This is a genomic window from Blastococcus sp. SYSU DS0973 (assembly GCF_054051055.1).
On the sequence record NZ_JBJHAN010000005.1, the window covers coordinates 126,209 to 139,605 of the forward strand.

The 13,397-nt window shown below is 72.6% G+C and carries 13 protein-coding genes; 7 read left to right on the top strand and 6 right to left on the bottom strand.

Features of this window, described 5'->3' with window-relative positions:
* The first annotated feature begins 1 nt into the window (after window position 1).
* Both ACI791_RS10780 and ACI791_RS10785 read left to right on the top strand, forming a co-directional pair.
* Entirely contained in the window at window positions 2-1,036 is a 1,035-nt protein-coding gene (locus ACI791_RS10780; protein ID WP_456586048.1) for a glutathione S-transferase family protein, read from the top strand.
* A 49-nt stretch (window positions 1,037-1,085) separates the two neighbouring features.
* A complete protein-coding gene (locus tag ACI791_RS10785) occupies window positions 1,086-1,520 on the top strand; it encodes a hypothetical protein (RefSeq protein WP_456586049.1) in 435 nt (144 codons plus the stop codon).
* Between the two features lie 9 nt (window positions 1,521-1,529).
* Here the strand turns inward: ACI791_RS10785 and ACI791_RS10790 are convergent, their stop codons facing one another.
* The 4 genes from ACI791_RS10790 to ACI791_RS10805 are packed head-to-tail and all read right to left on the bottom strand — an operon-like array spanning window position 1,530 to window position 5,315.
* A complete protein-coding gene (locus ACI791_RS10790; RefSeq protein ID WP_456586165.1) occupies window positions 1,530-2,240 on the bottom strand; it encodes an acyl-CoA dehydrogenase family protein in 711 nt (236 codons plus the stop codon).
* Window positions 2,138-2,680, bottom strand: coding sequence for an acyl-CoA dehydrogenase family protein (locus ACI791_RS10795; RefSeq protein ID WP_456586050.1), 543 nt, complete (start codon window positions 2,678-2,680; stop codon window positions 2,138-2,140). The genes ACI791_RS10790 and ACI791_RS10795 overlap by 103 nt, the downstream gene beginning before the upstream one ends.
* The gene (locus ACI791_RS10800; protein ID WP_456586051.1) at window positions 2,677-3,726 is read right to left on the bottom strand and encodes an LLM class F420-dependent oxidoreductase; all 1,050 of its coding nucleotides are present in this window, start codon (window positions 3,724-3,726) and stop codon (window positions 2,677-2,679) included. Before ACI791_RS10800 ends, ACI791_RS10795 begins: the two co-directional genes overlap by 4 nt.
* Window positions 3,727-3,779: 53 nt before the next feature.
* A complete protein-coding gene (locus tag ACI791_RS10805; RefSeq protein ID WP_456586052.1) occupies window positions 3,780-5,315 on the bottom strand; it encodes a class I adenylate-forming enzyme family protein in 1,536 nt (511 codons plus the stop codon).
* A 148-nt stretch (window positions 5,316-5,463) separates the two neighbouring features.
* Between ACI791_RS10805 and ACI791_RS10810 the strand changes: the two genes are divergently transcribed.
* The 5 genes from ACI791_RS10810 (at window position 5,464) to ACI791_RS10830 (ending at window position 11,001) form a co-directional block, all read left to right on the top strand.
* The gene (locus ACI791_RS10810; protein ID WP_456586053.1) at window positions 5,464-6,042 is read left to right on the top strand and encodes a hypothetical protein; all 579 of its coding nucleotides are present in this window, start codon (window positions 5,464-5,466) and stop codon (window positions 6,040-6,042) included.
* Between the two features lie 353 nt (window positions 6,043-6,395).
* Window positions 6,396-6,935: a hypothetical protein gene (locus ACI791_RS10815; RefSeq protein WP_456586054.1), complete on the top strand. Its 540-nt coding sequence runs from the start codon at window positions 6,396-6,398 to the stop codon at window positions 6,933-6,935.
* A gap of 39 nt (window positions 6,936-6,974) precedes the next feature.
* On the top strand, window positions 6,975-8,564 hold the full coding sequence (locus tag ACI791_RS10820; RefSeq protein WP_456586055.1) for a DUF222 domain-containing protein: 1,590 nt from the start codon (window positions 6,975-6,977) through the stop codon (window positions 8,562-8,564).
* A 119-nt stretch (window positions 8,565-8,683) separates the two neighbouring features.
* Window positions 8,684-9,304 (top strand): hypothetical protein, encoded by a 621-nt coding sequence (locus ACI791_RS10825; RefSeq protein WP_456586056.1) that lies wholly within the window; start codon window positions 8,684-8,686, stop codon window positions 9,302-9,304.
* Window positions 9,305-9,384: 80 nt separating this feature from the next.
* On the top strand, window positions 9,385-11,001 hold the full coding sequence (locus tag ACI791_RS10830; RefSeq protein WP_456586057.1) for a phytoene desaturase family protein: 1,617 nt from the start codon (window positions 9,385-9,387) through the stop codon (window positions 10,999-11,001).
* 48 nt (window positions 11,002-11,049) lie between these two features.
* Here ACI791_RS10830 and ACI791_RS10835 read toward each other — a convergent pair whose 3' ends face one another.
* Window positions 11,050-12,123 (bottom strand): acyl-CoA dehydrogenase family protein, encoded by a 1,074-nt coding sequence (locus ACI791_RS10835; protein WP_456586058.1) that lies wholly within the window; start codon window positions 12,121-12,123, stop codon window positions 11,050-11,052.
* Window positions 12,123-13,283, bottom strand: a complete 1,161-nt coding sequence (locus ACI791_RS10840; protein WP_456586059.1) for an acyl-CoA dehydrogenase family protein — start codon at window positions 13,281-13,283, stop codon at window positions 12,123-12,125. The genes ACI791_RS10835 and ACI791_RS10840 overlap by 1 nt, the downstream gene beginning before the upstream one ends.
* Window positions 13,284-13,397 lie beyond the last annotated feature (114 nt).

The following is a 13,397-nucleotide window of genomic DNA, read 5'->3' on the forward strand; positions in this document are numbered from 1 at the left end:
GGTGACCGAGACCAAGAGCGGCTCCGGCTACGTCGAGGCGGAGTACTCACGCGACTCCCAGTACATCTCCGACCGCATCACCAGCGACGGCTCCGGCCGCTGGCCCGTGGAGCCCGGGCGCTACCGGCTGATCGTCGCCCGGGCCTGCCCGTGGGCCAACCGCGCGGTCATCGTGCGGCGGCTGCTCGGGCTGGAGCCGGTCATCTCGATGGGCATGTGCGGCCCCACCCACGACGAGCGCAGCTGGACCTTCGACCTCGATCCGGGCGGCCGGGACCCGGTGCTGGGCTACGAGCGGCTGCAGGAGGCCTTTCTCGCCCGCGACCCGGAGTACCCGCGCGGCATCACGGTGCCCGCGATGGTCGACGTGCCGAGCGGTGCCGTCGTCACCAACGACTTCCCGCAGATGACGCTGGACTTCTCCACCCAGTGGACCGCCCACCACCGCGAGGGCGCCCCCGACCTCTACCCCGAGCCCCTGCGGGACGAGATGGACGAGGTCATGGAGCGGATCTACACCGAGGTCAACAACGGCGTGTACCGCTGTGGGTTCTCCGGCTCGCAGCGCGCCTACGACAAGGCCTACGACCGGCTGTTCACCGCGCTGGACTGGCTCAGCGAGCGCCTGGAGAACCGGCGCTTCCTGATGGGCGGGCAGATCACCGAGGCCGACGTCCGGCTGTTCACGACGCTGGCGCGGTTCGACACCGTCTACCACGGCCACTTCAAGTGCAACCGGCAGAAGCTGAGCGAGATGCCGGTGCTGTGGGCCTACGCGCGCGACCTGTTCCAGACCCCGGGGTTCGGCGACACGATCGACTTCCCGCAGATCAAGGAGCACTACTACGTCGTGCACGCCGACATCAATCCGACGCAGATCATCCCGCAGGGCCCCGACACCTCCGGCTGGCTGATGCCGCACAACCGCGAGCAGCTCGGCGACCGGCCGTTCGGCGACGGCACTCCGCCCGGCCCGGTCGCCCCCGGCGAGGAGGTCCCCGCCGAGCACGGCCCCGGCGGCATCGGCCACCGCTGACCTGTGGACAACCCGGATCCGCGGTCCGGGACCTGACACGGTGACGGGCATGACGACGCCTCCGCTCACCGACGCCCGTGTCCGCTCCGCCGACGACCTCACCGACCGCTGGTCCGCCGTGCTCGGCTCCGCCGAGTTCGGCGCCCGCAGCCTGTGGCTGACCTGGTTCGGCGCCGACGGCCGCCAGCTGCCGGTGGTGGTCCCCGTCGACGACCTGCCGCTCGCACCGGACCCCGCGCTGCTGGTCGGCCTGCGGGAGGTGCACGGGTCGGTCCTCGGCGACCAGTTCGGCGGAGCCGGCCACCTGGCCCTGGCACTGTGCCGGCCCGGCGGGCCGGCGATCACCGCGGACGACGACGCCTGGGCCGAGGCGCTGCGGTCGGTCCTGGACGACGACCGGGTGGCCGGCACCTGGAGCCTGCACGTCGCGGCGTCGGGAACCGTGGTGCCGCTGGTCGAGGCACCGCCGGTCGGCAGCCGCTGAGCAGGCGGGTCAGATCCGGTGGCGGGCGATCCACTGGGCGGCGATGACGTTGCGCTGGATCTCGTTCGTCCCCTCGGCGAGGATCATCAGCGGCGCGTCGCGGAAGTACCGCTCGACGTCGAACTCCTTCGAGTAGCCGTAGCCGCCGTGCACCCGCATCGCATCCAGCGCCACCTGCATCGCGGCCTCGGAGGCGAACAGCTTCGCCATCCCGGCCTCCAGATCGGCCCGCACGCCGCCATCGAGCTTCTCGGCTGCGTCCGCGGTGAGCAGCCGGGCGGCCTGGACCTTCGTGGCCATGTCGGCGAGCAGGTTGCCCACCGACTGGTGCTTCCAGATCGGCGTGCCGAAGGACTCCCGCTCCTGGGCGTAGCGAGTCGCCGCGGCGAGCGCCGCCTGGGCGACCCCGACCGCCCGCGCGGCGACCTGGATCCGGCCGACCTCCAGGCCGCGCATCATCTGCGCCCAGCCCCGGCCGGGTTCGCCGCCGAGCACGCTCGCGGCCGGAACCCGCATGGCGTCGAAGGTGAGTTCGCAGGCCTCGATGCCGCGGTAGCCGAGCTCGGGGATCTCCTCCGAGACCGTCAGCCCCGGACCGGGCTCGACGAGCAGCACGCTCACCCCGGTGTGCGCCGGCACGGCGTCGCGGTCGGTGCGGCACAGCAGCCCGAACAGCTGCGCGTGCTGGGCGTTGGAGATCCACGTCTTGCTGCCGGAGATCTCGTACTCGTCGCCCACCCGGTGGCGTGCGTGCGCATCGCCTGCAGGTCGCTGCCGCCGCCGGGCTCGGTCAGCGCCATGGTGGCGCGCAGCCCGCCGCCGGCCATCCGGGGCAGGTACCGCTCGCGCTGCTCGGGGGTGCCGACGGTGGCCAGCAGGTAGGCGATCACCGAGTGACCGCCGATCGCCCCGGCGAGGCTCATCCACCTGCGGGCGAGCTCCTCGGTCACCCGCGCGAAGCAGGCGGTGCTGACCGCGCTGCCGCCGTGCTCCTCGGGCACCAGGAGGCCGAAGAAGCCCAGCCGCTCTATCTCCTCGATGAAGTCCTCGGGATAGCGGTCGGCCTCCTCGAACTCGGCGACGCGCGGACGCACCCGCCGGTCGACGCAATTCGCGGTGAGCGCGACGATCTCCCGCTCGTGGTCGGGCAGCGCGGTCACGCCATCGCCTTCAGCTGCTCGATCGCGCGCAGCCGCTGCGCGTGGTCGGCGGCAAGCGGGGAGGCGTTGAGCGTGGTGACGCCGGCGTCGGCGAAGGCGGCGACCCGCTCGGCGACGTACCCGCGCGGGCCGACCAGCGAGATGCCCCGCACGAACTCCTCCGGCAGCGCGGCGGCGGCCTCGTCCTTGCGGCCGGCCAGGTAGAGGTCCTGCACCGCGGCGGCCTGCTCGGCGTACCCGTAGCGGCCGGCGAGGTCGTTGTAGAAGTTCCTGCCGCGGGCGCCCATGCCACCGACGTAGAGCGCCAGCTGCGCCCGCACCCGCTGCAGCGCGACGGCCTGCTCGTCGGCGTCCTCGCTGATCAGCAGCTGGGTGTCGGCGACGATCTGCAGCGGTCCGAGGCCGGCGTCCCGTCGCGCCGCCCCCTCCGCCAGGGCGGAGCCGAACGCCGTCGCACTGCCCTCGGGCAGGAAGAAGGTCGGCTGCCAGCCCTCGAAGAGCTCGGCGGCCAGCGCCACGTTCTTCGGGCCGATCGCGGCGAGCACCATGGGGATCCGGGGTCGCACCGGCTGGTTGATCAGCTTGAGCGGCTTGCCCAGCCCGCTGCCGCCGCGCTCGGGGGTGAGCGGCACGTCGACGTACCTGCCGTGGTGGTCCAGCCGCTCGCGCCGCCAGACGGTGCGGCACACCTCGACGACCTCCCGGGTCATCGCCAGCGGAGCGGTGTACGGAACGCCGTGGAAGCCCTCCACCACCTGCGGGCCCGACGCCCCGATGCCGAGGGTGAAGCGGCCGCCGGAGACGAAGTCGAGACCGGCGGCGGTCATCGCCAGCAGCGCGGGGGTGCGCGAGTAGATGTTGAGGATGCCGGAGGCGATCTCCAGCGTGCTCGTGCGGGCGGCCAGGTAGCCGAGCTGGCTGACGGAGTCGAACGAGTAGGCCTCCGCCACGTAGACGACGTCGAGGCCCACCGCCTCGTACTCGGTGATGACGGCGGTGGTCCGGTCGAACCCCCCGCTGTAGGAGATGGGCATGCCGATGCGCACGGGGGCTCCTGTCGCCGGGAAAGCGGGTCAACCGCAACGTAGGCGAGGCGGCGCTACCGCGGGACGGCGACCCAGCCCTCGGACTCGCGCAGCGGCGTCTTCAGCACCTTGCCGCCTGCGTTGCGCGGCAACGGACCGCCGATGACCCGCACGAACTGCGGGCACTTGAAGTCGGCCAGCCGCTCGCGGGCGAAGGCGCGGAGTGAGGGCACCAGCTCCCCGGCGTCGACCCCCGGCCGGGGCAGGACGACGGCGCCGACCTTCTCCCCCATCACCGTGTCGGGAACGCCGACGACGGCGACCTCCAGCACGTCGGGGTGCTCGGCGAGGGCGTTCTCCACCTCGACGCTGTACACGTTCTCGCCGCCGCGGTTGATCATGTCCTTGGCGCGGTCGACGATCCGCACGATGCCGTCGGTGATCGTCGCGAGGTCACCGGTGTGCAGCCAGCCGTCGACGAAGGTCTCCGCCGTCCGCACCGGGTCGCCCCAGTACCCGGCGACGACGTTGGGGCCGCGCACCAGCAGCTCCCCCACTCCCGTTGCCGGGTCCGGGTCGTCGAGGTGGACCTCGTTCACCGGCGTCGGGAACCCGACGGCGTCGGCGTGGGTCTCGGCGTACTCGTGCGGGAGGAAGGTGGCCAGGGCCGAGGTCTCGCTGAGGCCGAAGCCGTTGCCGAGCCGGGCGTTCGGGAACGCCGTCCGGAGCCGGTGCACCAGCTCCGGGGCGATCGGCGCGCCGCCGTAGCTGAGGGTGCGCACGGTGGAGACGTCGGTGGTGGGCAGTGCCGGGTGGCGCAGCACCAGCTCGTAGATGGTCGGGACGCTGGTGAGCAGCGTGATGCCGTGCTCCGGGATGGCGGCCAGGAACGCGGTGGCGTCGAAGCGGGGCATGAGCACCGAGGTGCCGCCGAGGGCGATCTGGGTGAGGAACTGCGAGTTGCAGCCGGTGACGTGGAAGAGCGGCACCGAGATCAGCGTGGCGTGGGACACCTCCGGGTCGCGGCTGAGCTCGCGGCAGCGGAGAACCGACTCGATGTTGCTGAGGAAGTTCTCGTGCGTGGTCATGGCGCCCTTGGGGCGGCCGGTCGTGCCGCTCGTGTAGAAGAGCGCGGCGACGTCGGTGTGCGCCGGGTCGGGGAGCTCCCCGGGTTCGCCGTCGGGCAGCGGCTCACCGGGGCGGACGACGTGGGCGGCGCCGCAGTCGGCGAGGATGAAGTCCGCCTCGGCCGGGGCCAGGCGGGTGTTCATGGGCACGACGACGGCGCCTGCGAGCTGGGCGCCCCAGAAGGCGAGCACCCAGTCGAGACCGTTGGGCAGCTGGACGGCGACCCGGTCGCCGGTGGTGACGCCGGCGGCCCGGAGGCCGCCGGCGACGCGCCGCGCCCGCTCCCACAGCGCGCCGTAGGTGAGCTGGCCGCCGCCGAGCTCGACGATCGCAGTGCGGTCAGCGCGCGCCACCGCCTGGGCCTGCAGCACCTGGACGATATTGACGGGGAGGCCGGTGTAGCGGCGGATGCCGTCGGCACCGACCTGGATGCCGCTGCTGTCGAAGGGGTGCTCCCCCACCGCCGCGTTGCCCGTGCTCATGCGTCCCCCGTCCGGTCGTCCGACGCTCGGATTGTGCGCCGGTGAGCCCGGTCTCGTCCGAGGGGGCCGTCACCCGATCCGGCGGAACGAGGCCGGTTGTCCACAGCTGCGGAACCGGATTGGCCCGCACCCTGCGTAATCTCCCGCTGTGCGTGATCTCCGCGGGGGCCTGGTCCGGACGACGGTCGCTCTGTTGCTCGGTTCTGCGGTGCTGTCCGGGTGCGCGGAGAAGCAGGAGGCCAGCACCACCCTGCCGACCACCGAGGCGGCTCCGACCTCGGGCCTGCCCGCCCTCGGGCCGGCCGACTTCCCGGTCCCCGACGAGGCCCGCACCAAGGACGCCGCCGGCGCAGAAGCCTTCTTGCGCTACTGGATCGAACTGCTCAACCGCCAGCGAGCCATTCCGTCCGGAGACGCCCTCCGCGACCTGGGGCCAGAGTGTCAGAACTGCCAGCGCATCGCTCACAACTACGACGAAGCTGCGGCTGCGGGTTACCGCTATGAAGGCGGAGACGTGACGATCAATGCGCTCGCAGAACCGGATGTTGAGGGCGATGAGGTCATCATCAGTTTTGGAGCGAGACGCGAACCCGTGACCCTCCTGGAAGCAGACGGATCCGTAATCGACGCGCAATCAGACGTCGCACCCAACCTGGGTTCGGGAATCATCCTGCTCTGGTCGGAGCCTGACCGGTCATGGATGGTCAGGGGGTTCGATCTCGGATGAAGTGGACTATGGTCCGCGCTCTGGCCATTGCCTCATGCGTCGTCATCGCGTTTTTCGCCTGGACGTTTCCGGCGCAAGCTTGCCTGTTCGACTCCTGCCCCGACACAGGCTTGGACGGTGGCGCAGCCACCGTCGGCTACACCGGTATGGCTGTCGCAGGCTTGGTCGCAGGCTCTCCCGACGGAGTCGTTGATTACGCATGGAGACTGCGGCATCTGTGCGTTCTATCGGACGAGCGAGATGGTGGCTGCTCGGCTCAGGACTTCCGAACTTGCCCGCAACAACCGGGCCGGGTCTTTCAGTACCTGGTCGTACAACAGCGACCCCTAGTCCGTGCCGATGGCACTGCAGTCGTGCCCGTACCACCTGGCTCGGCGCCAGGCACCCCTCTGGGCAGCTGGGAGGACGTTCGGCAGGGCTGCATCGACATCACCCCGCTGAACCCGCCGCCATCGCCGGGCGAGGTGTTCAGCTACTTCCAGCGCCTGCCGCTCCCGGAGCTCACCACCCGGCACCAGCCACCCGGCGACGGTCTGACCGGTCTCCCCGTCATCTTCTACACCGACTCGCCCACCACCCAGACCTTCACCGTTGACATCCGCGGCTTCACCGTCGTCATCGAAGCCACCGCCGAGCAGTTCACCTGGCACACGGGCGACGCCGCCGGCTCGATCACCACCACCGACCCCGGCGCGCCCTATCCCGACCAGACCATCGAGCACTCCTACCGGTCCGGCACCTACACCGCCTCCCTCACCGTCACCTGGGGCGCCACCTTCAGCGTCGACGGCAGCGCGGAGACCGACGTCCCCGGCACCACCACCACCAGCGGCCCACCCGTCACCTTGGACGTCCTCCAGGCCCGCACGGTCCTCACCAACCCCTACGACTGACCTGCGAAAACTGTCGGTGGTCAGCTCTACGGTGCAGGTGTGTTCGTCGGCGAGCCACCCCGTGTGCCGGAGGACGGCGTGCCGATCCCGGAGCTGCCGGACGCCGTCGCACCCGGCCTGACCGACCTCGAGCTGGTCGCCGACATCTGGGCCGCTGACGCACGCGAGGCCCGCCACGCCGCCGAGCGCGCCCAGGCGATCGCGGCCCTCGCCCGGCGCCGCTCCATCGAGCGTGACCGCGACTTCGGCCCGCTCGGCGGCCCGGGGCTCGACAGCCGGCTGCGGCGATCGCCGGTGCTCACGCAGGTCAGCGAAACGTTCGTGTCCGAGCTGGCCCTGATCCGGGGCTGCACGGAGGCAGAGGCCGAGTCCCTCGCGGTCGAGTCGATCCTGCTGACCACCCTTCTCGTCGGCACGTGGAGCGCGCTCTACGCCGGCGAGATCGACGTGCGCAAGATGCGCGCCCTCGTCGACCTCCTCGGCACCGCCAAGCCCGCAGTCGTCGCGGAAGTGGAGCGACGGGTGCTGCCCCACGCCGGCCGGCTCACCGTTCCGCAGCTGCGCCACCGGGTGCGTCGGGCTTTGGCCCGCCTGGATGCCGAGGCCCTGGACAGGCGCCGGGAGGAGGCGGCCCGGCGTGCCGACGTCAGCACACGCCCCACCGGCGACGGCATGAGCCAGCTCCTCATCGACCTGCCGATCCACCAGGCCGCCGCCTGCGCCGACGCGGTCGACCAGTACGCGCAGATGCTCCGGGCCGATGGCGACCGACGACCCATCGGCGTCATCCGAGCGTCCGTCGCGGCTGACCTGATCCTCCGGCCCTGGGACACCTCACGCCCCGCGGTGACCGCCCAGCTCGTGGTGCATGCACCGTTGCGGTCGTTCCACGAGCCCGATCCGACGGGCGCGACGTTCCAGCCGGGCGCGGAGGTGGCCGGCGAGGTCGTCACGGCCGCGCAGTGCCGGAAGCTGCTCCGCGAACTGGAGCTGCTCGGGGTCGGCGCCTCGCCCGCCGGTGGCTCCGTGCAGGTGGCCATCGGCGACCCGGTCGAGGGCCGGCTCCTCGCAGTCGTGACCCGCAACGAGCTGCGCCGCGCCGCCGGCAACCCTCGTCGGCGGACCCTGCGCCGCGGCTCGGTTCGGACGAGATCCCGAGCCACCACGAGCGACGACCCCGGTGGAGGCACCACTCCCGGTAGGGGAAGGGGCACGGACACCACCACCGGCACCGGGCTCGACACCGGTGCCGGCCTCGGCCCACCGACTGCCACGGCCGCCTACCGACCGACTCCGTCTCAGACCCGCTTCGTCCGGGTCCGCGATCGGCACTGCCGCATGCCCGGCTGCCGTCGGCGCGCGGCGCGGTGCGACATCGACCACGGGGTCGCGCACGCCGACGGCGGACCGACCGCCTGCTGGAACCTCTGCTGTCTCTGCCGGCGCCACCACCGGATCAAGACCTTCGCCCGCGGGTGGCGCTTCGATCTGCTGGACGACGGCCGGCTCGTCGTCCGCACGCCGAGCGGTGTCTCGCGGGGGACCCGGCCCCCGAGCTGGTGCTACGACCCGGAGCCCGATCCGCCGTGGCTGGACGAGGAGCACCCACCGGACCAGCTGCGCTGCTGAACCTCGAACTCGGCGGAACCGGCGCGTCCGGAACCATTCCCAACCGCGACCGTCGCGAGGACAGTACGGAGAGCGGCGACGCCGTCCATGGCTCGCCTGCTCGCGAGAGGAACCGTCGCATGTACGCGCGTTCGACCACGATCTCCGGCATTCCGGCCAACATCGACAAGGGCGTCGTCTACGTCCGCGACCGCGTCCTCCCCGCCGTCATGGGGATGGACGGCTTCATCGGTCTCTCCATGCTGGCCGACCGGCACTCCGGCCGCTGCATCGTCACCACCGCGTGGGAGGACAGCACCGCTCTGCACAACAGCGCCGACCAGGTGAAGGCGATGCGGGCCCGAGCCGCCGACATCCTCGGCGGCCCGGCCGTCGTGGAGGACTGGTCGATCGCCGTGCTGCACCGCTCGCACCACGCCCCCGAGGGCGCCTGCGCACGGGTCACCTGGACCCGTGGCCGACCCGAACGGCTGGAGCGGATGACGGATGCGTTCCGCATGAGCATCGTTCCACGGCTGGAGGACATCCCCGGCTTCTGCTCCGTCAGCATGCTCGTCGACCCCGCCGAGGGCCGTGCGACGACCACCGTGACGTACGACAGCCGCGAGGCGATGCGCCAGGCTCTGGACCGCGCCACCGAGCTGCGCCAGGAGTTCACCCGGCACATGTCCGCCCAGGTGGTCGAGGTCGCCACCTTCGAGCTGGTCGTCGCCCGCCTCCAGGTGCCCGAGACGGTCTGACATGCGCCGGCACGCACCGGGGCGTCCGCCCCAGCCACCGCACCGGTTTCCCCTCCACCGCGCCCGGGCAGCCCGTCACCATGGCTGAACACGACGCCGTCGTCATCGGCAGCGGCATCAACGGCCTGGTCGCCGCCGCGCTGTTGGCCAAGGACGGCCGGGACGTCGGCGTCTACGAGCGCAACCCCCGGCTCGGTGGCGCCATCCGCACCGAGACCGACACCCCCGCCCCCGGGTGGACGACCGACCTGCTCTCCTGCTGGCACCCGCTGTTCGTGGGCGGCCCCGCCTACCCGCTGCTGCAGGACGACCTGGCCGCCCGGGGCCTCGTCTACCGCAACACCGACCTGCCGGCCGCGGCCGTGCTGGGCGACGGCTCCACCGCCGTCCTGTCCACCGACGCCGACGCGACCGCCGCCGACTTCGACCGGCTCTCCCCTGGTGACGGCGACGCCTGGCGGGCCTTCCTGGAGGACTTCGGCAGCCGAGCCGGCATCGCCTTCGGTGCGCTGGGCACCGAGCTGCTCACCCTCGACGGCCTCAAGCTCGCCGCCCGCGCCGCCTGGCAGCTCGGGCCCAAGGGCCTGCAGCAGTTCGGCGCCGAGGGGCTGGAGTCCGCACGATCCTGGCTGAGCGGCACCTTCCGGTCGCCCGCCGTGCACGGCCTGCTCTCCCCGTGGGTCGGCCACGAGGGCCTCGGCCCCGACGACACCTTCAGCGGCTTCATCAACAAGGTGATCGCGCTGGCCCTCGTCCAGGGCGGCTGCCCCGTTCCCGAGGGTGGCGGGATCCGCCTGGTCGACGCGCTGTCCTCGATCATCACCGACGCCGGTGGCACCGTCCGCACCGGCGCCGACGTCGTCGCCGTCGAGGTGATCGGCGGGCGGGCCCGGGGCGTACGGCTGGCCGACGGCGAACGGATCGGTGCCCGGGAGGCCGTGTTCGCGAGCGTCACCCCGCAGTCGCTCTACCTGGACCTGCTCGACGGCGTCGGCAGCGTCCCGGACCAGGTGCGCGAGACCGCCCGCGGCTACCGGTACGGCCGCGGCGACATGCAGATCCACCTGGCGCTGTCGGAGCCGCCGCGGTGGGCCGACGACGGCGACCGGCTCTCCCGCACCGCCATCGTGCACGTCTCCGACGGCATGGACGCCGTCAGCCGCTCGGTCAACGAGGCCCAGCGCCACCTGCTGCCGGCCCGGCCCACGATCGTCGCCGGGCAGCCGGCCGCCCTCGACCCGACCCGGGTGCCGGACGGCGCGGGCGTGCTGTGGCTGCAGTTGCAGGAGACCCCCGGCCGCCCACAGGGCGACGCCGCCGGGTCCATCGACGTCGGCGACGGCACCTGGACCGATGACCTGCGCGAGCGCTACGCCGACCGGGTCGTCGAGCAGCTCGGCCGGCACGTGACCAACCTCGACGCCGCGCTCGTGGCCCGCCGGGTGCTCTCCCCCGCCGACCTCGAGTCGTGGAACCGGAACCTGGTCGGCGGCGACCCCTACTCCGGCGCCTGCACCCTCGACCAGTTCCTCATCTGGCGGCCCACGGCACGCACCCGCGGCCACCGCACCCCCGTGCCGGGTCTGTGGCACATCGGCGCCTCCACCCACCCGGGCCCGGGGCTCGGCGGGGGCAGCGGGTACCTCGCCGTGCAGCAGCTCGGCAAGCGGTCCCGCCGGCTCCTCAGCCGTCGCTGAGGACCACCGCCGCACAGCCGGGCGACCGACCGTGCGGCGGTAAGACGGTCAGCCGACCCGGGTCAGTGCCGGCCAGAGCCCGTCCGGCCCGTCGGCCAGCAGCCCCGACGCCAGCACCCGCGACCACACCAGCTCGCTGCCGGCCTCGTCCCGCCACGACCACAGCCGCCGGGTCAGGTGGTGCAGCTTGTGCTCCTGGGTGAAGCCGATCGCGCCGTGCACCTGGTGGGCCAGGCGCGCGACGACCTCCACTGCGGCACCGGCACGGACCTTCGCCGCCGCCGCCGCGAGGACGACGTTCTCCCCACGGTCGAGCGCCTGCACCGCGGCGTCGGTCAGCGCCGTCACCGCGGTCACCTCACCGGCCATCTCGGCCAGCTCCATCTGGATCGCCTGGAACTTGCCCAGCGGCCGGCCGAACTGGTGGCGCTCGCCGGCGTACTGCACGGTCCAGGCGAGCACCTGCTCCAGCGCGGCGGCCAGCTGCACCGCCCGCGCCAGCGCGTATCGTGCCCGCACCTCGTCCGCCTGCGCCGGGGTGAGCAGCGCGCCGACGGCACCGGCCTGGTCCAGCACCAGCGTCCCGCGCGGCTCGCCGGCCAGGTTGAAGGCGTCGGTCGCCGGCAGCGACGAGGCATCGACCAGGGCCAGGACCGAGCCCTCCAGACCCGCCGGTGCCGGCGCCAGGACGACGACGGACGAGGCCGCCCCCGCCCACGGGACGTCGGGAACCGTGCCGGAGAGGGTGAACCGGCCGGGGCCGTCGCCGTCGTCGACCGGGTGCACGGTCACCGAGTCGGCGATCGCAAAGGTGGTCGGCTGCTCGGGCGAGGGCAGCTCGAGGTCCGCGGCCACCAGCGCCGGCCCGGCGACCAGGAGCTGCTCGGCCACCGGCACCGCCGCGGCACCGGCGGCCAGCGTCCGGACGATCGCCACCGCGTCGGCCAGCTCCCCGCCCGAGCCACCGGCCTCGTCGGGCAGCCCGACGCCGGTCAGCCCGGCCTCGGCGAGCGCCGTCCACAGCCCCTCGTCCCAACGCCGGTCGGCGGTCAGCACGAACGGCTCGTGCGAGCCGAGGATGTCCCGGACGGTCTCGACCACCAGGTCCTGATCGGTCGCCATCAGCGCAGCCCCAGCCCTCGTGCCACGATCCCGCGCAGGATCTCGTTGGTACCGCCCCGCAGCGTGAAGCCCGGCTGGTGCAGCTGCGCCTCGGCCAGCGCCCGGGCCAGCGGATCGGGCGAGTCCAGCGACGGCGCCACGTCGACGACCTTCCGGATCTCCTCGATCACGTCGGCCTCGAACGTCGTCCCGACGTCCTTGACCAGCGCAGCCGGGATGTTGGGCAGCTCGCCGCGGTCCAGCGCCGCCGCGATGCGCAGCGACATCTGGCGCAGCGCCAGCACCCGCGCCGACAACCGCCCGAGGACGGCGAGCTGCGCGGGGTCACCCGACTCGGCGACCCGGCGGCCGAACTCGGCGACCAGCGGGTACGTCGAGAGGAACCGCTCCGGGCCCGACCGCTCGAACGCGAGCTCGGCGGTCACCTGGTGCCAGCCGTTGCCCTCCTCGCCCAGCAGCATGTCGCCTGGGACGACGACATCGTCGAACACGACTTCGTTGAAGTGGTGCCCGCCGTCGAGGATGCGGATCGGGTTGATCGTGATGCCGGGCAGCGACAGGTCGATCAGCAGCTGCGACATGCCGGCGTGCCGGTTCGCCGAGTCCGACGGGGAGGTTCGCACGAGCACGATCCCGTAGTGGGAGTGGTGCGCGTTCGACGTCCACACCTTCGCGCCGTTGACCACCCAGTCGCCGTCGCCGTTGCGGGTCGCCTTCGTGCGGATCGAGGCGAGGTCCGAGCCGGAGTCCGGCTCGCTCATGCCGATGACGAAGTAGCACTCCCCCGCGACAATGCGCGGCAGGATCTCCTGCCGCTGCTTCTCCGTGCCGTAGGTGAGCAGGTTCGGCCCGGACTGCCGGTCGGCGATCCAGTGCGCGGCCACCGGGGCGCCCGCGGCGAGCAGCTCCTCGGTGACGGCGTAGCGCTCCATCGCCGAACGCTCGTGGCCGCCGTACTTCTTCGGCCAGGTCATCCCGAGCCAGCCGTGCTCACCCAGCTTCTTCGAGAAGTCCGGGTCCACACCGGACAACCAGGTGTCCACGTGCGTGCGGAACGTCCCGGCGGCCAGCTCGGCGGCGAGGAACTCGCGCACCTCCGCCCGCACCTGCTCCGCCGCCTCGGACCGCGGAGCAGGTGCCAGTGTCAACGAGTTGCTCATGCGACTCCCCAGGTGTGGTCGTGCCCACTGCGGTTGTACAGGGCGGAGGAACCGCACCGCCCGCCGGGTGCCGGCGGACCAGGGATCGCGACGTGCTCGCGGCCGCCGTCGAGG